Annotated in this window: 17 protein-coding genes, 3 pseudogenes and 1 riboswitch; of the genes and pseudogenes, 4 read left to right on the top strand and 16 right to left on the bottom strand. The window is 73.5% G+C overall.

The annotated features are described in order from the left end of the window. Positions 1 to 9 precede the first annotated feature (9 nt). Positions 10 to 1092, bottom strand: coding sequence for a carboxylate-amine ligase (locus FGW37_RS03300; RefSeq protein ID WP_179079672.1), 1083 nt, complete (start codon positions 1090 to 1092; stop codon positions 10 to 12). Between the two features lie 355 nt (positions 1093 to 1447). Continuing rightward, positions 1448 to 1610: riboswitch (cyclic di-AMP (ydaO/yuaA leader) on the top strand. Positions 1611 to 1614: 4 nt separating this feature from the next. Between FGW37_RS03300 and FGW37_RS03295 the strand changes: the two genes are divergently transcribed. Then, the gene (locus FGW37_RS03295; RefSeq protein ID WP_179079671.1) at positions 1615 to 2088 is read left to right on the top strand and encodes a C40 family peptidase; all 474 of its coding nucleotides are present in this window, start codon (positions 1615 to 1617) and stop codon (positions 2086 to 2088) included. Between the two features lie 136 nt (positions 2089 to 2224). Here the strand turns inward: FGW37_RS03295 and FGW37_RS03290 are convergent, their stop codons facing one another. Both FGW37_RS03290 and FGW37_RS03285 read right to left on the bottom strand, forming a co-directional pair. Continuing rightward, a complete protein-coding gene (locus tag FGW37_RS03290) occupies positions 2225 to 3295 on the bottom strand; it encodes a S1 family peptidase (protein ID WP_246430243.1) in 1071 nt (356 codons plus the stop codon). A gap of 496 nt (positions 3296 to 3791) precedes the next feature. Beyond that, positions 3792 to 3977 (bottom strand): hypothetical protein, encoded by a 186-nt coding sequence (locus FGW37_RS03285; protein ID WP_179079669.1) that lies wholly within the window; start codon positions 3975 to 3977, stop codon positions 3792 to 3794. Positions 3978 to 4158: 181 nt separating this feature from the next. Here FGW37_RS03285 and FGW37_RS03280 point away from each other — a divergent pair, with 181 nt between their 5' ends. After that, on the top strand, positions 4159 to 7128 hold the full coding sequence (locus FGW37_RS03280; protein WP_179079668.1) for an AfsR/SARP family transcriptional regulator: 2970 nt from the start codon (positions 4159 to 4161) through the stop codon (positions 7126 to 7128). A gap of 21 nt (positions 7129 to 7149) precedes the next feature. Here the strand turns inward: FGW37_RS03280 and FGW37_RS03275 are convergent, their stop codons facing one another. The 13 genes and pseudogenes from FGW37_RS03275 to FGW37_RS34060 all read right to left on the bottom strand — a co-directional run. Next, positions 7150 to 7674 carry a DUF4231 domain-containing protein gene (locus FGW37_RS03275; RefSeq protein ID WP_179079667.1) on the bottom strand — a complete coding sequence of 175 codons (525 nt, stop codon included), beginning with the start codon at positions 7672 to 7674 and terminating at the stop codon, positions 7150 to 7152. Between the two features lie 18 nt (positions 7675 to 7692). Next, positions 7693 to 8436, bottom strand: coding sequence for a glycerophosphodiester phosphodiesterase family protein (locus FGW37_RS03270; RefSeq protein WP_179079666.1), 744 nt, complete (start codon positions 8434 to 8436; stop codon positions 7693 to 7695). 20 nt (positions 8437 to 8456) lie between these two features. Beyond that, positions 8457 to 9611 carry a patatin-like phospholipase family protein gene (locus tag FGW37_RS03265; RefSeq protein WP_179079665.1) on the bottom strand — a complete coding sequence of 385 codons (1155 nt, stop codon included), beginning with the start codon at positions 9609 to 9611 and terminating at the stop codon, positions 8457 to 8459. After that, positions 9604 to 10644, bottom strand: a complete 1041-nt coding sequence (locus FGW37_RS03260; RefSeq protein ID WP_179079664.1) for a hypothetical protein — start codon at positions 10642 to 10644, stop codon at positions 9604 to 9606. The genes FGW37_RS03265 and FGW37_RS03260 overlap by 8 nt, the downstream gene beginning before the upstream one ends. Continuing rightward, a complete protein-coding gene (locus tag FGW37_RS03255; protein WP_179079663.1) occupies positions 10641 to 11546 on the bottom strand; it encodes a hypothetical protein in 906 nt (301 codons plus the stop codon). The genes FGW37_RS03260 and FGW37_RS03255 overlap by 4 nt, the downstream gene beginning before the upstream one ends. Positions 11547 to 11555: 9 nt before the next feature. Next, positions 11556 to 13400, bottom strand: a complete 1845-nt coding sequence (locus tag FGW37_RS03250) for an Hsp70 family protein (RefSeq protein WP_179079662.1) — start codon at positions 13398 to 13400, stop codon at positions 11556 to 11558. 252 nt (positions 13401 to 13652) lie between these two features. Further along, entirely contained in the window at positions 13653 to 14438 is a 786-nt protein-coding gene (gene fabG, locus FGW37_RS03245) for a 3-oxoacyl-ACP reductase FabG (RefSeq protein ID WP_179079661.1), read from the bottom strand. Next, positions 14435 to 14707, bottom strand: coding sequence for an acyl carrier protein (locus FGW37_RS03240; protein ID WP_168094871.1), 273 nt, complete (start codon positions 14705 to 14707; stop codon positions 14435 to 14437). Before FGW37_RS03240 ends, fabG begins: the two co-directional genes overlap by 4 nt. Before the next feature lie 74 nt (positions 14708 to 14781). Next, positions 14782 to 15780, bottom strand: coding sequence for a beta-ketoacyl synthase N-terminal-like domain-containing protein (locus FGW37_RS03235; protein ID WP_179079660.1), 999 nt, complete (start codon positions 15778 to 15780; stop codon positions 14782 to 14784). Further along, complete coding sequence (locus FGW37_RS03230) at positions 15777 to 16934, bottom strand: beta-ketoacyl-[acyl-carrier-protein] synthase family protein (protein WP_179079659.1); 1158 nt, start codon at positions 16932 to 16934, stop codon at positions 15777 to 15779. Before FGW37_RS03230 ends, FGW37_RS03235 begins: the two co-directional genes overlap by 4 nt. After that, positions 16931 to 17194 (bottom strand): annotated as a pseudogene (locus tag FGW37_RS34070) (AMP-binding enzyme); the annotation flags it as partial. The pseudogene FGW37_RS34070 and the gene FGW37_RS03230, both read right to left, overlap by 4 nt. 174 nt (positions 17195 to 17368) lie before the next feature. Then, a pseudogene (locus FGW37_RS34065) lies at positions 17369 to 18514 on the bottom strand (AMP-binding protein); the annotation flags it as partial. Continuing rightward, positions 18494 to 18706 (bottom strand): annotated as a pseudogene (locus FGW37_RS34060) (acyl carrier protein); the annotation flags it as partial. The pseudogenes FGW37_RS34060 and FGW37_RS34065, both read right to left, overlap by 21 nt. A 374-nt stretch (positions 18707 to 19080) precedes the next feature. On the opposite strand from FGW37_RS34060, the gene FGW37_RS03220 reads away from it, so the two are divergent. Together FGW37_RS03220 and FGW37_RS03215 are read left to right on the top strand one after the other, a co-directional pair. After that, positions 19081 to 20790 carry a class I adenylate-forming enzyme family protein gene (locus FGW37_RS03220; protein WP_246430242.1) on the top strand — a complete coding sequence of 570 codons (1710 nt, stop codon included), beginning with the start codon at positions 19081 to 19083 and terminating at the stop codon, positions 20788 to 20790. Further along, positions 20787 to 21245 carry a hotdog fold thioesterase gene (locus FGW37_RS03215; protein WP_179079657.1) on the top strand — a complete coding sequence of 153 codons (459 nt, stop codon included), beginning with the start codon at positions 20787 to 20789 and terminating at the stop codon, positions 21243 to 21245. The genes FGW37_RS03220 and FGW37_RS03215 overlap by 4 nt, the downstream gene beginning before the upstream one ends. Positions 21246 to 21321 lie beyond the last annotated feature (76 nt).

Here is a 21321-nt window from a genome sequence, read left to right as displayed (position 1 = left end):
CGGCGTGGGCTAGGGCTCGGAGATCAGCTCCGTCACCGCCTTCAGCCCGTCCGTGGCCAGCGCCCGGCGCTGCCGGTCCGCCCCGGTGCCCCGCCGCAGCAGGCGGCTGACCAGCGAGCTCACCTGCCGGGTGTCGCCCGACTCCTCCAGTGACTGCCCTATGTAGGCGAGCAGGCTGCGGACGACCTCGTCCGCGCCGTGGCGCCGGCCCGCGGGGTCCACGAGGACCCCGTCGAGCCCGTGCCGGGCGGCGTGCCAGTTCGCCGCGGCCAGCAGCTCCGGCAGGCAGGGCGTCGGGGGCCGCCCGGCCTTCTCGTCGCGGATGGCGGTGGCGACCAGCCCGCGGACGATGCCCGCGAACATGACGGCGTCGTCGGCGCGCAGCTGGACGTCCAGGCAGCGCACCTCGATCGTGGGATAGCGGTCCGACAGCCGTGCCTGCCAGTAGAGCTGGCCCCGGTCCTCGATCGCCCCGGCCGTCAACAGCGCCTGGATGCGCGCCTCGTAGTCCGCGAGGCCGTCGAAGTACGGGGGCGGTCCGCTGACCGGCCAGCGGCTGTAGACCACGGTCCGCCAGCTGGAGAAGCCGGTGTCGAGGCCGTTCCACAGCGGGGAGTTGCCCGCCATGGCGACCAGGACGGGCAGCCAGGGCCGCACCCGGTTGAGGACCGCGACGCCCATCTCGCGGTCGGGGATGGCGACATGGACGTGCATCCCGTGGACGAACTGCTCGTCCACGAGCTGGGCGGCACGGATCCGCATCGCCAGATAGCGCGGATTGCCGGTGACCGGGATGCGCTCGGGCCCCGAGCACGGCGCCGTACCGCAGGCGGCGATCCGGCAGCCGGACCGCTTGGCGGCGGAGCTCACCGCATGGCGCAGCCGCAGCAGGTGCCGGCTGGCCTCGGCGAGATCGGCGCAGACCGGAGTGGCGACTTCCACCTGGGCCTGCAACAGCTCCGCCTGAATCTCCCGCTCGTTCACGACCGGTTCCAGGTCGACCGCCGCCCGGACCTCGTCGGCCAGGGGTACCGGCAGTGCGGTGGCCGGGTCGAGCAGAAGATACTCCTCCTCGATCCCTAGGGTGAGCATGCCGTAGGGCTACCCTCGCGCTCCCGAAGCGAACCGCACGGAGCCCGCCGCCACGGCTTTCTGACGCAAAGACGCCCTACCGACGCCCTGCTGCGGCCCTCGCCACCTCGACTTTTCCGCACCGCCGGGATGACTCGAATCAGTTCTTCAACGCCCTTTTGATAAAGGGGATTACCGGTTACCGGTGATGCCGGGTAACACCCCGGTTCCAGGGATCGCCGTGAAGTGAAGAAGTTCACAGAAGCACCTTTCGGCTCCGAATTCCGGCGGCCCGTGATGCAGGATCGTGCAGCGAACAACAAGATCCCGTCACCGAGGCGGGCGACCCGGGCGGACGCCGAGTCCTGCCGCCGTACCGGGTGCGGAGCAGAAACGAATGGATCGGCAGGAGCGGGAGACCCGAGCACGGCGGACCACGATGGCGGTGGTCCTTGGGGTGAAGCCATTTCAGGTGGCCGGGCAACTTCGACAGCCCGAACCCGACAGGTCATCTTTCGCAGGCGGATGACGAAGGGTTTTGGCATGTCTGCGTTCCCTGGCATATCCACGCTCATGTCCCGCGCCGGCGCCGCTTCGGTGGTCACCGCGGCCACCGTGACCGCGTCGATGCTCCTCCCCGGAATGTCGGCCGAGGCGAGCGCGGCCACTCCGGGCGCCGCCGCCCTGAAGGTCGCGGCCTCCAAGCAGGGCTCCCCCTACCAGTACGGCGCCGCCGGCCCCAACCGGTTCGACTGCTCGGGCCTCACGCTCTACTCGTTCAAGAAGGCCGGCAAGACCCTGCCGCGCACCGCGGCCGCGCAGTACAACAAGACCCGGCACATCTCCGCCGGCTCCCGCCAGACGGGCGACCTGGTCTTCTTCCACTCGGGAAGCAACGTCTACCACGTCGGGATCTACGCGGGTAACAACAAGATCTGGCACTCGCCCAAGCCGGGCACGACCGTCCGGCTGGAGAAGATCTGGTCCAACAGCGTCTGGTACGGCCGGGTCAACTGACCGGACTGACCGGACTGACCGGGCCGGGGCGACCCACCCCGGCCCGGAGACCTCCGGGGAACCTGTGAAGGGCTCCCCGGAGGAGTGCGTCACCGCAGTGCGTCAGGACCGCAGTGCGTCAGGCCGGTGCCCCGCCTCAGGGCAACTGGGCCCCGTACGCCTGCAGTGCTGCCGGTACGGGCTGGAAGAACGTCTCTCCGCCGCCGGAGCAGTCGCCGCTGCCGCCCGAGGTGAGGCCGAGGGCGGTGGCACCGTCGAAGAGGGCGCCGCCGCTGTCGCCCGGTTCGGCGCAGACCGAGGTGCCGATCATGCCCTCGACCGCCCCCTCCTCGTAGTTGACGGTCACGTCGAGGGCGGTGACCTCACCGCCGTGGACCCGGGTGGTGCTGCCGCTGCGCTGCACCTTCTCGCCGACGACGGCCTCCCCGGCCTTGCTGATGTTCTGCGTGCCGCCGTTGTAGAGGTCCACCGCGCTCGGGTGGGCGATGGTGGAGGTGTAGCGGACGAGCGCGTAGTCGTGGCCGGGGAAGGACGAGCTCTCGACGACGCCGATCTGGGCGCCGCCCTGGGTCGCGGACCAGGTCCGCGAGGCGTTGCCGCAGTGCCCGGCCGTGAGGAAGTACGGCTTGCCGCCCTTGGTGACGTTGAAGCCCAGCGAGCAGCGCACGCCGCTGCCCCAGATCGCGTCGCCGCCCGCGATGAGCGGACGGAACTTCCCTGCCGTTCTCTTGACCGCGACCTTGTCGCCGAGCCGTGCGACGGCCTTGTCGAGCCGGTCCTGCCGGGCGCCCGTGACCGTGCTGTCGGCGGTGACGACGACCTTGTTGATGCGGGGGTCCACCGACCAGGCCGTGCCTGGAATGGCTGCCTCCGCCTTCAGTGTCCGCAGGGCCGAGGCGAGCTCGGCGGCCGAGTGGCGCACGGTCCTCGGTTCGGCACCGGCGGCCCGTACCCTGGCCGCCGTCTCCTGATCGAGGACGCCGACGACGAGCCTACCGGTCCCGGCGTCGTAGTACGAGCCGGCCGAGTCCGCGCCGAGCTCGGCGGAGATCCGCTGAGCCAGCTCCGCGGCCTGCGGCGAGGAGAGCTGACGGGGCGCCGGTGAGGACGCGTGCGCGGCGGGGAGCGTCAGCGCCGCGGCCGTCAGGGCGACGATCGCCGCGCCGGCACCGGCCGTACGGCGTGTGGAGATGCGGGAACGTTTCACTCGTGACCTCCTGTGGGGGAGTGCCCGGCGGCACGGTGGTGCCCGGGCGTGGAGGACGTGCGGGTGCGATGCGCGTACGGGACGCACGTGCGCGACCCGTGTGCGTGACGCGTAGGTGATGCGCATCGGTGAGGACACGGCGCACGACAGGCCGATGAGATCGTCGCGTCCATGTCAAGAACGGGATACGGGCGAGTATCCCGATGAGACAAGCGGAAGTTCAAGAGCGACATTCGGTCGTGCGAAGGGTGCCGGCCGCAGCCCCCCGGAGGCTCAGCGGCACCGGAAGCCGTCCCCCTGAACGGGAGTGACGGGCATGGACGGCTGCCGGGCGGTGACCGGACAGCAGAGGGCACGCCTGTCCGGTATTCGCTCTCCGCGGTTCGCCCATGGAGCGGCGCCGGTGCGTTCTTTGCTCACTCTTAACGTCCGGGGCGCCGCAAAGGGAGGGCCGGGTCCCGCCGTTCGCACGGCGCTCCCCGGCCCGGCCTTGCGGTTACTGCGCCCCCGTCGTGTGGGTCGGACGGATCGGGCCGCTGCCACCCGGGGCCTGCGGCGCGGTGCCCTCCGCGCGCTCGACCGGCTTGTCCAGCTCGGACGCGAGTGCCTCCTCGGACGGCGTGGCGGCCTGCTCGGCGGGGGCCCCGGCCTGCTCGGTGCTCTTGGGGTCCTCAGCGGTCATATCGAAACTCCTGTGTCAGGCGCGCTGCGATGCGCATGGAACAAACTGTGCCTGCAGTATGTAACGGCGTCATCAACGGACGATCAACGGCCCCTCACCGGCCTCTGCTCCCGCGCCGGGCACTGAGGTACTGTCACCACCTGTCGCCGGACAGAGCCGGCAGGGCACGGTCGGGGGAAACATGCGGGACACAACAGAGCCGTCCGCAGACCGGCTCCACTTCCAGCTGCTCGGCCCGGTACGTGCGCTGGCGGACGGTCACCACGTGGATCTGGGCGCGCGCCAGCAGCGCGCCATGCTCGCCGTCCTCCTGCTGCGCGGCGGCGCCACCGTCTCCAGCGACGAGCTCATCGACGCCCTCTGGGGCGAGGCCGCACCGCCCCAGGCCCTCGGCACCATCCGCACGTACGCCTCCCGCCTGCGCACCCTCCTCGAACCCGGGCGCGCCGCCCGCACCCCCGCCACCGTCCTCGTCTCCGTCGCCGGGGGTTACGCCCTGCGCGTGGCACCCGAGCGCGTCGACGCCCTCGTCTTCGAGCGCCTCCTCGCCGAGGCCGCCGCCGCCCACGCCGCCGGTGACATCGCGACCGCCCACGCCTCGTACACCGCCGCACTGGACCTCTGGCACGGCGCCGCGCTCGCCGGTCTCCCCGGCCCCTACTGCGAGCGCCAGCAGGACAGGCTCTCCGAAGCGCGCCTGGCCGCGCAGGAGGGCCTCTTCGACTGCGCGCTCGCCCTCGGCCGCCACGCCGAAGTGGTCCCCGAGCTCACCTCGCTCACCGCCGAGCACCCGCTGCGCGAGCGGCTGCGCGCGCAGCTGGTCCTCGCCCTCTACCGCTGCGGCCGCCAGGTCGACGCGCTCGCCGCCTACGCGGAGGCACGGCGGCTGCTCGTCGAGGAGCTCGGCGTCGAACCCGGCCCGGAGCTGACCCGGCTGCACGCCCAGGTGCTCGCCGGCGCCCCGGAGCTCGCGCTGCCCGCCGCCGGGGCCACGGCCGCACCCGGCACCGGCCAGGCGCGCCGCCCGGCCGGAGCCCCCTTCCAGCTGCCCGCGGGCATACCCGACTTCACCGGCCGCGAGGACCTCGTGCGCGAGGTGCACGGCGCGCTCACCGGCGCCGCCGGCCCCGCCGTGGTGATCGCCATGCTCACCGGCATCGGCGGCGTCGGCAAGACCACCCTCGCCGTCCACACCGCCCACCTGGCCCGCCCCGGCTTCCCCGACGGCCAGCTCTACGTGGACCTGCGGGGCGCCGGCTCCGACCCCGCCGACAGCGGCAGCGTCCTGGCCCACTTCCTCCAGGCTTTAGACGTCCCCGAGACCGACATCCCCGACGACCTGGAACAACGGGCGGCCCTCTACCGGTCCGTGCTCGCCGACCGGCGCGTGCTGCTCCTCCTCGACAACGCCCGCGACGCCGCCCAGATCCGCCCGCTGCTGCCCGGCACCGCCGGCTGCGCCGTGCTCGTGACGACCCGCTCCCGGGCCATCACCCTCGGCGGCGCCCGCCACTTCCACATCGGCGTGGCCAGCGAGCCGGAAGCCCTCTCGCTGCTGGCCGCCATCGCCGGGCAGGAGCGGGTCGCCGCCGAGCCGCGCGCCGCCGGGGCCCTGGTCGCCTCGTGCGGCCACCTGCCGCTGGCCGTGCGCATCGTGGCCTCCCGCCTCGCCTCCCGGCCCGGCTGGACCCTCGCCTCGCTCGTCGCCCGCCTCGACGACGAGCGCCGCCGCCTCGACGAGCTGCAGGCCGGCGACCTGACGGTGGAGACCACCTTCCGGCTCGGCTACACCCACCTGCCGTCCGACCAGGCCCGGGCCTTCCGCCTGCTGGCCCTCGCCGACGCACCCGACCTCCCGCTGGCCGCCGCGGCCGCCCTCCTCGACCGCGACGACTTCACCGCCGAGGACCTCGCCGAGGGCCTCGCCGACGCCGGCATGCTCGAGTCGTACGCCCCCGGCCGCTACCGCTTCCACGACCTCCTGCGGCTCTACGCGCGTCGCCGGGCCGAGCGTACGGAGACGCCGCAGGAGCGGAGCGGGGCCGTCCTGCGCCTCCTCGACCACCTGCTCGCCACCGTCGCCAACGCCTCCCGCATCCTCGAACCCGACCACGCCCTGCACCGCCACCTGCACCCCGCCGGCGCACCCGGCCTCGTCTTCGCCGACGCCGACGAGGCCCGGCAGTGGCTGCGCCGCGAGCACATCACGCTCGCCGCCACCCTCACCCAGGCCGTGCGCGAGCTCCCCGGCGCGCTGCGCGCCGCCGGCGACGTGCTGCTCACCTGGTCCGGCCTCATCGAAGGCCCCGCCCACCGCGACGAACTGCGCCGCCTGTCCGAACTGACGGCCGCCGCCGCGCGCGGGGCGGGAGACCCGTGCGTCGAGGCCCGAGCCCGGTACACCCTCGGCAACCTGCACTACCTCACCGACGTGTACGAGGCCGCCGAGCGCGAGCTGTCCGAGGCACTGCGCCTCGCGGAGGCCGCCGGCGACCCCATGTGCCGCCACCTCGCCGCCAACGCCCTCGGCATCCTCTGCTTCGCCACCGACCGCCCCGCGCGCGCCCTGCCCCTCCTGGAGCAGGCCCGCGTCCTGTGCGACGTCCTGGGCGACAAGGGCAGCGAAGCGCGGGTGCTCGCCAACACCGCCCGCGTCCGCCTCGCCCTGGACCAGCCCCGCGAGGCCGAGCGGGACGCCGCCGAGGCCGTCCGTCTCGCCGAGGCCACCGGCAACGGCCCGACCGTCGCCCTCACGCTCTACCAGCACGGCTGCGTCCTCCACAAGACCGGCCGCCCGGACCTGGCGGCCCGTCAACTGCGCGACGCCCTCGGGTACTTCATCGAACAGCAGCAGCGCGGCTGGGAAGGGCTGGCCTGGGCCCGCCTCGCGGAGTGCCGGCTGGCCGAGTGGCGCGACAACGATGCCGTCTCCTGCGCCGAGCAGTCCCTGCAGATCGCCCGCGAACTGGGCAAGACCTACTGCCAGGGCCTGGCCCACGCCGTCCTGGGCCGGGCCCTTCCCCGCCTGGGCGACCCGTCCCGCGGCCGGGACCACCTGCACGAGGCCCTGGCCCTCTTCGAACGGCTCGGCGTCCCGGAGGCGGCCCGGGTCCGCACCCTCCTCGCGGAGACGCCGGTACGGACACGGTGACCCGCAGGCACGGGCCTTCCCTCAGCGGGCGGCGCGGTTCGAGGCGCCGCCGTTCACCGGCTGGGGGGCCGGGCCGGGATCGGGAAGGTTCTTGAAGAACTCCGAGGACTCGCGGTCGCGGATGCGGAACACGGCGTCGAGGAGGCTATGCGCCGAGCGGGACGCGCCGTCGGACCGCTCGGGGCCGAGCCCTCCCGCCCGCCAGGCGAGATAGACACGGGTGAGCTCGATCTCGGTCTCCCGCAGCAGGATCCAGGAGACGTCCCAGCGGTAGAGGCCCTTGAGCGCCGTCGTGATCGCCACGAGGAACCCCGCCCCGGAGATGGCCACCGACTTGCCCGGGAATTCGAGGGCGGTCAGCACGGGCAGCGCCGCGCCGACGAGGATCACCACGGCACCGCTCAGCCGGTAGAGCCGCCGGTGCCATCCGGCGCGGACGTCGTAGAAGTCGATGACGTCCAGGACGTACCGCTCGGCGGCGGCCGTGAAGCCCTCCTCGGAATTGCGCCACCGGGGCGCGGTCGCTCTCAGGCCCAGTTTCCTCAACACGCTTTTCCCCCACGTTCACAGGGCTGACACGGGCAGGTATCCGGAGAAGAAGACGTTGCTCACCGACTCCCGCGCGGCCCGCTCCTCCTCCGGCGAGTGGACGGTCCATCCGATGACGGGAAGGCCCCGCCGCTGCCAGAAGCGCAGGGCACGCGACGGCAGCGCCTCCAGTTCGAAGCTGATGAAGCCGGGGCGGGAGACGGCGTTGGTGACCATGGACCTGCCGACGGCGTGCAGGACCGGCGGCGCGGACCGCAGGGCGCCCGCGATCTGCCCGACCGGGACGCCGGGGAGCATGCGCCCCAGCCGGTGGACCGTACGGGGGTCGAAGGACTGCACGGCCACGCGGCCGCCGTAGCCGCGGAGCGCCGCGGCCACGGCCCGCTCCAGGCCGGACGCCCCGGCCACGCCCCACCGGCGGACGTCGACCATGACGGGCACCCGGCCGGCCACCACGGCGAGCACCTCGGGCAGCGTGGCGGGCACGTGGGCCGCGAGGGCCGAGGAGGCGACCGCCCGCAGTTCCCCGAGCCGCAGGGAGGTGACGGGCAGTTCACGGCCGGACGGCAGGCGGACCACCGCGTCGTGCACGACGGCGAGGGCACCGTCCCTGGTCAGCTGCACGTCGAGCTCGAAGGGGACGCCGTGCTCGACGGCGCGCCGGAACGCCGCCATCGAGTTCTCCGCCACGGCGTCCGGGCCCCCGTGCAGGCCCCGGTGCGCGATCGGCCGGCTCAGGTGCCAGGGGAGATCTCGCACGGTGCCCTCCGGAGCGGTCGTCACGACGGCGTCGCGGGCCGGGGGGCGTCGCACAGCCGCTGGAATGCCGCGAGCATGCGGGTCTCGGCCAGGGACAGGGAGTTGTGCACGCCGAGCAGGTGGTGGAGCTCCTCGAAGCGTACCCACGCGTCGCGGTAGCCGAGTCTGCGCAGGGCCTGGACCCGGTCCGGGGAGAAGGACAGCAGGCCGGTCAGCGGCCCCAGCGGGCCGGGCGGGACGATGGGCACGCTGGGCCGGATGTCGATGCGGGTGACGCGGCTCGCGGCGTGCGAGCTCACCACGGCGTCCGGGTGCAGGTGGACCACCACCACGACCTCGCAGTGCTCCTGCTCCGCGAAGGCGCGCACCGGCGTCCGGTCGCCGGGGCCGCCGAGCCCGCCGTCGAGGTAGGCGCAGCCGTCGACCACGCGGGAGGGGAAGATGAACGGCAGCGCGGCGCTGGCGAGCACGGCTTCCCTGATCTGGTGCTCCGGATAGCCGTTGAGCCGCAGGATGCTCCCCCTGGCACCGCCCAGCCACCGCAGGACTTCCATGAGGTGGCGCAGCCGGACGGGCAGCGACTCCGTGCGGACCAGCGGATAGGCGGCCACCCACAGGGGCCGGCCGGCCCGGATCGCCGCCGCGTCCACCGCCTCGTTCACCAGCTCCTCCAGCAGGCCCGCCCGGCGGCGCAGGCCCAGCAGCCGCGAGGCGAGCAGCCGGGCCTGCCGGGCCGTGCCCTCGGCCGCCGCCCCGGCCGCGTCCAGCGGCAGGCCCTGGTCGGCGAAGGGCACAACGCCCGACTGCGTGGAGAAGCGCTCCCAGAACTCCGCCAGGCGCAGGGTGCCGGACTTCAGGTCCGGGGCGCCGGCGAGCACGGCGCCGTTGAGGGCGCCGATGCTGGTGCCGGCGACGGCCGCGATGTCGAGGCCCATCTCCGCGAGGTAGTCGCAGACACCCAGCTCGTAGGCGCCCTTGGCACCCCCGCCGGCCAGCACCAGGCCGATGCGCAGGGAGCCGGTCGGCCGGAACGGCGGCCGGGTCCCGGGCGATGCGGCGGGGCCGTCCGGGCCCGGTGCCGCCGTGGGCACGGGGGCGGCCTGCCCCGGCGCCACGCTGCTCGCGCGCTCCGCCCACGTGGAGAAGGCGCGTTCGACGTCCTGTCCGTCACTCATGTCCCGTACCGTCCTGTCCGCCGTCGTCGGACTCCGCGAGCTTGCGGAGCCGGATCCGCCGTTGACGCGCCTCCGCGAACTGCTCGGCCACGATGCGCCGCACGAGCTGCTCGACGCTCAGGCTGGACGGCAGGAAGAGGTCCCCGCTGCCGCTGCTGTCGCGCAGGGCCGAGCGCGCGGCCTCGTCGGCTTCGGCTCCCCCCACGGCCAGCTCCGCCGCCCGGGCCAGGGCCGAGGTCAGCGGCCCGGTCGCGTCCGACAGCTCGTCCGCCACGCCCAGGCCGAGCAGTTCGGCCACCATCAGCCGGTGGTTCTCGCCGGGCAGGTCGCGGACGGCGGTGGTGAGCATGGCCGGCAGCGACTTGACCCCGTCGAACCAGGGCACGGGCGGGTCCTGCAGCATGCGCTCGGTCAACTGCCGCTGCATGAGGGCCTCTCCGCCGCTGAAGGCGTACGTGCCGGCCGGGCCGGAGGCCACCTCGCGGGCGAGCAGGACCGCCCCCACCAGCCAGGGCAGGCCCGGGTCGGGCCGCGGATGGCGCCAGCGGCGGGCGGCGGCGTCCATGGCCGTACGGGCCTCCAGCGCCGCCAGCCGGCGCTCGTGGTCGGACAGGAAGCGGCCCGTGTCACCGGCCAGCCGCGCCAGGACCGCCCCCAGCTCGCCGATCGCGTCCGCCGACCACCGGGTGGACGTCTCGACGCGCTCGATCCGCTTCTTCGCGTCGTGCACCTCTTCCGAGACCTCGGCCACCACGAGATCGGTCACGGTCATCCGCTCGCCGAGGTGCGTCAGCCAGCGCAGCGTGAGCTTCTGGGTGCTGAGCATCCGGTCGCGGACGGTCCGTTCGCGTATGCGGTCGCGGCCGGTGGCGCGGCCGAGCAGGCGGGCGAAGAAGCCCTCGCGGGCCCCGGCGCGCGCCAGGTCGTTCGCCGTGTGCAGGTCGTTGGTCAGCTCGAGGAGCAGCCGGTCGTCGACGAGCGGCACGCCGCGGGCGACGATCTCCAGGGAGAGGGTGTCCTCGGGGGCCGTCACGGTGTCTCGTCCGGGACCAGGAAGACGAACGCCTTCAGGTGGTGCTCGGGCGCCTCGCCCTGAACGGCGTAGGCCGGTGCGACGACGAAGCCCGGGGACCCGGTGTCCTGTCTGTTGTACGGCTGGTAGTCACCCTCGGCGAGGGCTTCGACGGCGACGTCGAACTGCAGGGTGGCGGGCAGCTCGACGGCCGCCATGTCCCGGACGATGCCGTTGGCCGCGTCCACGACCTTGCGCAGCCGGGGCTCGGCGGCCTCGGTCGCATACCCGCGCTCCGCCAGTGTGGACAGCACGGGCTCCGTCGTCGCGGCCGCGCCCTGCCGGGCCGGGGCGAAGAGGAGGTGCACGGTCTCGGCGACGGCGCGCGCCCGTGCGGCCGGCATGCCGCCGGCGATCCGGTCCCACTGCCGGGCGTCGGCCGGACACAGCTCGCGGGCGAGGTTGCGCAAGTCCTGGTCGACCAGCCGCTGGTAGCGCTCCTTGATCTGGGAGTGTCGCCGGTGCATGTCGCTCGGCGCCTCCCCGGTGGCGATGGCGTCGCGGACCCCCGCGGAGCGCAGCCGGTCCAGCAGGGTCTCCACCTGCCGGACCCGGGCCTCCAGGTGTTCCACGCGGGAGGCCATGACCGTCACCCCGTCCGACAGCCGGCCCACCGTCTCCCGCAGGCGCGCGATGTCGTGCTGCGCGGAGCCCCCTCTCCTGGACTTGGCGGCCTGCTGTTCGGCCCGTACCTCCACGTCGTGCCGCCACGACTCCACCGCCACCAGCCGGTCGTGCAGTTCTCCCAGCTGACCGAGCCACCACTCCTGCGAGTACTGCCCGCTCGTCGCCGCTCGCATGGAGGGGGCGGCGGGCTGCTCCTGAGAGGCCTCGTGCTCGTTCCACCCGTAGTGGTCGTACATTGGCTCGGCTCACCTTCCTTTCGGGGCGTCGGGGCGGTCGGTGCTGCCGCGGCCGTAGAGGTCGTCGAAGGCGACCTCGGCGCTGCGGGCGGCTCCGGACCGGCGGTCGCGGACCTCTACTTCGATCTCCGTCGTCCCGAAGGAGAAGGCGACGTCCAGGGAACGCCGGCTCGTGGGGAGGCCGACCGAGCCCGAGATATCGGGAATGACTTTCCCGATGGCTTCGCAGCCCTCCTCGTCCGTGTATTGCGGGTCATGTGCGTAGGTGGCGTGGATGGTCACCTGGACCGAGGTCCACTTGGGGAATACCGCCACCGTGCTCAGCGCCTGGTGATCGGTCGGAACGAGATCGCCGCGCCGGGCCATCACGACGAAGCGGTCATTGCATTTCTCGTTTCCGTCGTCGTCGATGAAGAATTTCTCCTGGGGGTCGATACCGTGCCGGAACGGCATGCTGCAGCCGAATCCGTAGGTGTATTTGGAGCGCCGCCCCCAGATGATGGACGGGTCGTAGGCGAAGTGCACGGCGCCGCCGAGAACGGCGACGGCGGGGTCCATCGGTGTGATCACCCGGACTTCGTGGCCGAAGCGCTGGGCGATGCGGTCGCGCAGGTAGGTGGAGCGGGCGAATCCGCCCACCAGCAGCATTTGCTCGCGGCCCACCGGCGGCCCGTCGCCGGACGCGGCGGCCCGCTGCCGCTCGATGGTGCCGAGGATGGGGCGCACCACGGATTCGAAGAGCTTCGTGACCTCGTGTGCGGTGATCTCGATGTAGTGCGTCTCGCCCGAGGCGAGCACCGTCAGCCGGGACTTGGTCGCCTCGTCGAGGGCGTCCCAGATCTTGCCGGGGACGCTGATGAGCACCGTGTCACTGATCACGGGGGTGCCGTCGGCGGCGGTCTCGGAGACGAGCCGCACCTTCTCGGTCTCCCATTCCGACTCCAGCTGCCCGACCTCCTTGGGGAAGGCGGCGACCAGCTGTTTGAGCTGCTGCTCCCCGAAGCGGTCGGTGAGGATGCCGGTGACGAAGGCGTGGTTGACGTAGGCGGAGCCGAGGCGGTCGCCGTCGGCGACGCGGGTCTCCTTGAGCTGCCCGGGGCCGACGCCCTCGGCCCGGATCTGGTAGCTGGTGATGTCGACGGTGCCGCCGCCGCAGTCGACGACCATGAACCGGCTGCCCGGGGTGTCGACCTCCAGCTGCCCCTCGGGGCGGTCCGGGCCGAGCACGGTGCCCGCGTTGAGCGCGCAGTAGACCGCGGCGGCCTCGGGCTCCTGCACCAGGAGCAGCCGCTCGGCGTCCCCCGGGAGCCCGGCCGCGACGGCGGCCGTCCGCATGAACTGCCGGTCGGCCTCGGTCCACATGGCGGGGATGGTCAGGCACCAGCGGATCTCGTCGGCGGTGTAGGCTGCGCCGCCGACGGCGTAGCGGCCTATCTGGTCCAGCGCGGCCCCGCGGACGTGCATGAGCATGGCGGTGACCAGGCCCTTGACGGTGTCACGGCGTGCCCCCGCCAGGCGGCCCTGGAACTCCGGGATGTCCGACTTGCCCTCGCGGCCGTGAACGGCCATCTTGAACTTGCTGGCGTAGCCGAAATTCTGGGGGTTCCCGCGGGCGAGTTCGCGGTCCCAGGCATTGCGTGCCTTTTCGCCGAACTTCACCGGTTCGCCCGCCCGGTTGACCAGAACGGCGCTCAGGTCCTTCGGGTAGGTGTGGCCCCCGGATTGTGTGAACGGCTGGTAGACCACGACCCGGTGTCCCGCCGCGTCCTGGAGCGCGGAGACGGTGGCCCAGGCGAATCCGGTGCCGTGCGTTCCGAAATCGATCGCGACGATCACCTTGGGTTTGAAAATCACACCACGTGTTGACGGCGTCATGGCTCCCCCGAGCTCCGCACAGTTGCCGACAGGTGCTTGAGGGTACACGTCACTCCGGGTGCCCGGGAGTCCATTCGCGGAATGGCTTCCACCTGTGCGCGGCGGCGGTCCGCAGAATGGATTCCCTTGCTATAAGCACCGATTGAGGGGACGCCGGGAACGAGGGCGGGAGAGCGGCTGCGATATTCTTAGATATATCCGTTCGATCTTTCTCCGGTGCCGTTCGGTGCGTTATCCCGGCAACCCTCCATTGATCTCGACGACCTGACCGGTGATGTACGAGGCCCGGTCCGACACCAGGTACGCGACCAGATCGGCCACCTCCTCCGGGGCACCCGCCCGGCCGAGCGGGATCTGCTCCAGGTGACGCTTCGTCACCGCCTCCGGCAGGGCGGCCGTCATGTCGGTGCTGATCAGCCCCGGGGCGACGACGTTGGCGCGGATGCCGTACCTGCCGGCCTCCTTGGCGAGCGAGCGGGTGAAGCCGATGATGCCCGCCTTCGAGGCGGAGTAATTGGTCTGCGTCGCACTGCCGCTCACCCCGGCGATGGAGGAGAGGGTGACGATCGCCCCCTTGCGGCGCTTCATCAGCGGGAAGACGGCCGCGCGGCAGATGTGGTACGTGCCGTGCAGGTTGGTCTCGATGACCTCCCGCCACTCCTCGTCGGCCATCAGCGCGAGGGGCCGGTCGCGGGTGATGCCCGCGCAGGTGACGACCGCGCTCGGAGGGCCGAGCTCGCGCACCGCCGCGGTGACGAACTCCCGGGCCGCGGCGGCGTCCGCCACGTCCGCCTGCCGGGCGTATACCCGGACGCCCGCCGCCAGGGCCGCCTTCGCGGTGCCCTCGGCGGCGCCTGCGTCGGAGCGGTAGCAGAAGGCGACGTCGTGACCGTCCTCGGCCAGCCGCGTCACCACCGCCCGCCCGATGCCGCGCGAGCCGCCGGTGACCAGGGCCACCGGCCGCGGTGCGGCACCGGGCGGAGGGCCGCTCCGCGCGGTGCCGGCCGCCGCGCTCATGCCGCGGACCGGCTCGCGACCCGGTCCCGCACCAGCTCGGCGATCCGCCGGAAGGAACCCAGGTCCGCGAGGTCGGAGTCGTCGATGCGGATGCCGTACTGCTCCTCTATGCGTACGGCGATCTCCAGGGAGATCAGCGAGTCCACGTCGAGGTCCTCCTTGAAGCGGGCGTCGTCGGTGACCTCCTCGACGGGGAGTTCGAGGGCGTCGGCGACCACGGCGCGGAGCTCTTCGACGTCGAGGGGGGAGGTCGTGGGCTGAAGGGTCATGTCGGTCTCCGGATTCGGGGGTCGGTCGGGTCTTCGGTACGTGAAATGTGCTCGGGGAACGGCGAGTTGAATGGTCAGGGAGCGGTCAGCAGCAGCGCCGCCGCGGCGTCGTCGTCCGCACTCCCGGCCGAGGCCAGGACCGCGCGGCCGCCGTCCTTCGCGCCGCCTTCCGCGCCGCGGTCGAAGTGTGCGACGGCCGCAGCACACTGCAGCACGCCCAGGGCACCGGAGCAGCGGCCGAGCCGCCCCGTCAGGTCGACGGCCGCTGCGTCCGCAGGAGCACCGGCGTCGTCCTCGCCGGTCAGCCACAGGCCGACGGAGGCGGGGGAGGCGCCCCGCAGGACGGCGGTCACCGCCGCCCCCGGGTCCGCGCCGCGCGCGTACGCGCCTTCGCCGACGACGGCCCGCGGCCGGGCACCGCGTGCCTGCGCCCGCGCCCGCGACTCCAGGACGAGGGCGACCGCGCCGTCGAAGACCGGGCCGCCCAGCAGCTTGGTGACGGCGTCGCCCGACGGCTCGACGCCGATGACGACGGCCGTCTCCGCGCGCCCCGCGGCGAGGACCCCGCGCGCCCAGAACACGGCGTCGAGCCCGCTGGTGGGGCCGTTGCACAAGGTGATGCCGGGGCCGCGCAGCCCGTGGCGCATGGCGACGGAGCCGGCGATGACGTTGCTGGAGGTCTGCGGGAGGCCGAGGGGGCTCAGGCCGGTCACGGTGTCCCGGGCGATGATGTCGGCGAATGCGCAGACGCTGTCCAGGATGGCGAAGTTGGAGCTGACGAGCACGGCCGTGGTGCCGCCGTCGCCGGTGAAGGCCTTGCCGTCGTGCAGGCCGGCGTCGCGCAGGGCCGGTTCGGTGGCGCGCAGGGCGAGGCGCGAGGCGCGGTCCTTGTGCCGCATCTCGCGGCCGGTGAGCCCGGTGTGCGGGTCGAAGCCGCCCTCGCGCACGGCGCCGAGGAGTTCGTCGGGAAAGGTGAGGCCGCGGACGGCGAGTCCGACGCCGGTGACGACGACCTGGGGGGCCGCGGAGCCGCCCGCCGTCCGGACGGCGGCAGTGCTTGCGCTGTCGCTCATCGCGCCGCCTCCACTATCGCCGCGGCGTTGATGCCGCCGAAGCCGAACGCGTCGATCTGGGCGAGGCCGATGCCGGCCGCGGCCGCCGTGTCCTGGACCAGCCGCAGCCCCGCGGCCTCCTCGACCGGTTCGGCGAGCCCGAGCACCGGCGGCACCGTGCCGTGCCGGAAGGCCAGCGCCGCGACCACCAGGCTCAGCAGCCCCGAGCCGCCCAGCGTGTGGCCGGTCATCGACTTGACGGCCGTCATCAGCGGTCCGCCGCCCCGGTGCCCGGTGCCGGGCCCGAAGATCTGCGCAAGCACCCCTGCCTCGGTGGAGTCGTTCTTGGGGGTGCCGCTGCCGTGCAGCATGACCAGGTCGATGTCCTCGGGGGAGACCCCGGCGCGCCGGTGGGCGTCGCGCACCACCCGGGTGATGCCCTCGGGGTCGGGGGCCGTGGGGTGATGGGCGTCGCAGTTGATGCCGACGGCCCGCACGCGCGCGTGCACGCGCCGCCCGGGCGAGTCGTCGGCCGGGACGCGCTGAACGACGACGGCCACTGCGCCTTCGCCCATCAGCATGCCCTTGTGCGAGCGGTCGAACGGGCGCAGGGCGTCGGGGACGTCGTTCTGCACCCGGTCCAGCGTGCCGAAGGCGCTCTCGCCGATCGCGTCCGTGCCGGCCACCACGACGGTGTCCGCGGCCCCGGCCTCGATGAGGTCGGTGGCCATGGCCAGCGCGTACAGCGAGGCGGCGCAGGCGTTGGCGAAGGTGTACGTGCGCGTGGCGCCGAAGGTCTCCCGCAGCGCGGTGCCGAAGTGCAGGGAGGAGGGGGTCAGTGGGGCGCCGCCCCGCCACCACAGCTCGGCGCTGCGCTGTTCCTGGAGGGTCGTGCCCACCAGGACGGGGACGTCACCGAGGTCGTGGGGGAGGCCCGCGTCCGTGAGGGCCTGGGCGACGGCCTGCTGCAGCCAGCGGGTGGCCCGGCCCGGCTCGTCGGCGCCCGGGCGGGCGCGGTCGTCGACCTCGTACGCCTGCCTGGCCCGGTATCTGGTGGTGTCGAAGGCGCGCAGGCCGGCGAGTCCGCTGCGGCCCGCGCAGAGCGAGTCGAAGATCTCCTGCGGGGTGGCGCCGATGCTCGCGACCGCCCCCATGCCCGTGATGTCCCAGGTCATGACTGTCCCATCCGCTCGCGCAGCCGGTAGGCGGCGAGCTTTCCGGTGGCCGTCGCCGGCAGGACGTCGACGAACTCGAAGCGGCTGGGCCGCTTGTACGGAGCCAGGCGGCTGCGGACGCAGGCCCGGATGGCCCGGCGGACGGTGTCCCGGTCGGTGCCCTTCGCGGTGACCGTGAAGGCCACCGAGCGCTGCAGCCCGTCGGGGTCGGGGGCGCCGATCACCACGCAGTCCGTGACCCCGTCGATCGACCGGACCACGTCCTCGATCTCGCGGGGGACGACCTTGTAGCCGCCGAGGTTGAGGATGTCGTCGGCGCGGCACAGGTAGGCGATGGTGCCGTCGGGGTTCCGGCGGACGATGTCGCCGGTGTACGCGCCGCCCGCGTCGAACGTCACCGCGTCGTCGCCGGCCCGGTCGACGTAGCCGAGGGAGACCGTGGGCCCGGCGATGTGCAGCCGGCCGTCCGTGCCGTCGGGCACCGGCTCGCCGCGGTCGTCGCGGACGGTCACGGTCACCCCGGGCACGGGCAGGCCGGCCAGCCCGTGCAGGGGCCGGTCCGGGGGCGTCGCGACGGCGACGTGCATGACCTCGGTCGCGCCCAGGCAGTTCATGACGTGCGCGCCGAAGGCGGCCTCGATGCGCCGGCTCAGCCCGGCCGGGCAGTGCTCGCCGGCGGTCAGGCACAGGCGTACGGACGACAGCGCGTCCGCGTCCAGGCGGTCGGCGGATTCGAGGAGGCCCGCGTACAGGCGCGGCACCGAGCACAGCACGGTCGGCCGGTACCGGCGCAGGGCGGCGCTCACCGACCGCGGGTCGACGGCGCCGCGGAGGACGACGGCGCTCGCCCCGGCGGCCAGCGTGCACAGCACCGAGCTGCCGAAGCCGTAGCCGAACGACATCCGGGCGGTGGACAGCAGGACGTCGCCGGGGCGCAGGCCCAGGACCGCGCCGTAGCCGTCGAGCATGGCGCCGATCCCGGAGGCGGAGTGCCGCACGCCCTTGGGCCGGCCGGTGGAGCCGGAGGTGTACTGGACCAGCCACTCGGCGCCGGCGGGGCGGGACGCCGCGGGGACGGGCGCTCCGGTGGGGTGGGCGCCCGTGGACCGGCCGGTGGCCAGGCCCTCCCGGACCTGATCCCCTGTCAGGGCGGGCAGGTGGGCGAACGCCTCCTGCAGGGAACGCTGCTGGGCCGGGGCCGTGTCGAGGTGGACGACGCCGGCGCCGCAGTCGGCGGCGACGAACCGGATGTCCTCGTCGCCGAGCATCGGGCTCACGGGAACCGGCACGCACCCGTGCCACCACAGCCCCAGCACGGCCACGACCGTGGCCACGGAGTCCTCGGCGACGATCAGCGCGCGGGTGCCGGCCGGCACGCCGAGCGCGTCCAGTGCCCGCGCGTAGCCCTGCGCGGCCTCGTACAGGCGGGCGTACGAGACGGAGCCGGCGTCCGGGTCGGTGTACGCGGTCCGCTCCCCGTGGCCCGCAGCGACGTGGGCGCCGACCAGACGGTCCACCAGGCCGCCCGCGCGCGGGCCCTTCGCGGCCAGCAACTCCGCCGCGTCCCGGACGCTGTCCATCCCCGCCGTCTCGTCGTCGCCGAGCGCGACCCCGAAGGTCTGCTCGATGCGCGCCGCGATTTCCACCTTCTCCAGGGAGTCGACCTTCAGGTCCTGGTGGAACGAGGCGTCGGCCCGTACGTCCTCCACGTCGATGTCGAGGACGAACGCCACTATGTCGCGCAGCCGGTCGCCGGTATCGGATTTCCGCACAGGTGGCACTGTGTACTCCTTCTCGGGAACGTACGGCACCGGTCACTACGGATTCCGGAGCACGCCGGAGGACTTTCCCGAACATAGCCACGGGCCTGTGACGGCCGAACCCGCGGCGGGGGAGTCCGTCAAGTGGAATCCGCACCGGCCCGCCGGGGTCGCGCTCGGTCTTCTACTCCCTTCGCTGCGGGGTGACTTGACGGGCTATCCCGCCGGGGTTGGCGGGCCGCCGGACGGCGCGCCTAGCGTCGCCTTCCGGTGGGCCCGCACAGCGGACTGCCATGTTCCGGCAATCGCGGACGCCACACGCACACGCACCACACACGCACACCGTGCACCGCATGCCGATCCGTTCCGAATCCGAGGCCAGGTGAATGATGCCCCTCACATCGCACACGCTCCTCACACCGGAGGCCCGCCTGCGCCTCGTGGACCACCCCGGACTCGGCGGCGGCAACGCCTGGCGCGTGGCCGCCGAGACCAACCCCGCGGCCGACCTGCCGCTGATCGCCGCCGACATCCCGCTGCTCAACACGGACGGCTGGCAGCAGACCGAGTTCAGCCTCCGCAGCCTCGACGGCCTCGCCGAGGCGTGGGCCACCTGGTACCACGACCGCGGCGTCCGGCCGCGCGACCGCGTCGCCGTCTACATCGAGGACTCCTTCGAGGACCACCTCCACCTCGCCGCCCTCGCCCGCATCGGGGCGATCGCCGTCCTCATCAACGGCCGGATGAAACCGGAACTCGCGCTCGGGCTGATCCGCCGCACCGCCCCCGTCGGCATCTACACCGACGCACCCCGGCTGGCCCTCTTCGCCGGCCGCGAGCGCGAACTGCCCGTCGTCCGCTGGACCTGCACCCGCCAGGACGCCGGCATCCTCGGCAACCGCACCCTGCCCGCCGGGGCCGAGTACCGCCACGGCGCGGACGACCCCGTCGTCATCTGCCACTCCTCGGGCACCACGGGCAACCCCAAGCCCGTCGTGTGGACCCACGCGCAGAGCGTCGCGGGAGCCCGTTACCGGCTGGCCAACCCGCCCGGCCCCGAGACCTCCGTCGTCCTCGCCGCCTACCCCCAGTCCCACTCCAGCGCCATCGCCTTCACCTTCTACTCCCTGCTCGCCGGCGTCCCCACCGTCGGCTGGTCCGACCCCACCGGGCCCGGGCTCGCGCGCGGCTGCGCCACCTACCGGCCCGGCGTCGTCCTCGCCTTCAACGAGGCCCTGGCCCACCTCGCGACGTACAACCCCGACCCGGAGGACTTCACCTCCGTCGAGGTGTGGGTCAACCTCGGCGACTGCGGCCACGACGCCCACATGCGGCGCCTGATGGAGCTGGGGCACACCACCGTCGGCGACCGCACCGTCCCCGGCTCGGTCATCGACGACGGGCTCGGCTCCTCCGAGCTCGGCTGGGCCGCCCTGCGCCGCGAGATCACCCCCGGCAGCCCGCCCCGCGCCCGCCACCTCGGCCGCCGCGTCCCCCTCTCCGAGGTCGCCGTCCTGCGCGAGGACGGCAGCCACGCGGACCCCGGCGAGGTCGGCCTGCTCGGCGTCCGCGGCGACTCCATCGCCCGCGGCTACTGGAACGACTCCGACACCACCTACCGCTCCACCCTCGCCGGCTACTGGCTCTCCGGCGACCTCGTCCACCGCACCGAGGACGGCGAGTACTTCCACGTCGACCGCGCCGTCGACCGCATCCGCACCGACGCCGGCGACGGCTACTCGGCCCTGATGGAGGAGGAGATCCTCCTGGGACTGAAGGAGGTCGCCGACTGCGCGGTCGTCGCCGGGCACGACCAGGACCGTACGGTCCCCGTCGCCCTCGTCCGGCTGTTCGACGGCGGCGGGGACGCCGCGGACCTGCTGCGCCGGGCCAACGACGTCCTCGACCGGATCGGCCAGCCCCGGCTCGCCCTGCTGGAGATCGCGGCCTCCCCGGGCGACATCCCCCTCGGCCCCACGGGCAAGGTGCTCAAGCGGCAGCTGCGCGAGAAGTACGTGGCCCTGCAGACCTACCGGCCCGCTGACCCCGCGGCCGTGGCCACGGCCGGCGACGGGACGGCGGTGACGCTCCGATGACGACCGTCACCCCCCGCCCCGCGAGCCTGCTCGACGCGCCGCCCGAGGACACCGTCGCCTGGATCAACGCGGCGGGCGAAGGCACCCTGGCCGGGCGGATGGGCATCACCTTCCACGAGGCGACGCCGCAACGCCTGGTCGCCACCATGCCCGTGGCCGGCAACACCCAGCTCTACCGCATGCTCCACGGCGGGGCCTCCGCCGTGCTCGCCGAATCGCTCGGCTCGATCGGTGCCGTCCTGCACGCCGGCGACGGTCACATCGCCGTCGGCGTCGACATCAACGCCACCCACCACCTGGCGGTCCGCAACGGGACCGTCACCGGAGTCGCCACCGCGCTCCACCTCGGCAGGACGACGGCCACCTACGAGGTCGTCATCTCCGACGAGAGCGGGCGGCGCCTGTGCACCTCCCGCATCACCTGCGCCATCCACGGCCGACGGAAGAGCCGCTGACCCGCAGCCCTTACACCCGGCCGGCCCCTTCACCCGTACCGACCACAGGTCCGCGAACCGCGCCGTCCGCCGCGCG

Origin of the sequence: Streptomyces rectiverticillatus, assembly GCF_013394065.1 — a bacterium.
In the GTDB taxonomy this organism is placed as follows: Bacteria; Actinomycetota; Actinomycetes; order Streptomycetales; family Streptomycetaceae; genus Streptomyces; species Streptomyces rectiverticillatus.
Note: the sequence above shows the minus strand (reverse complement) of the source record. Positions and strands in the feature narration are given on the sequence as shown.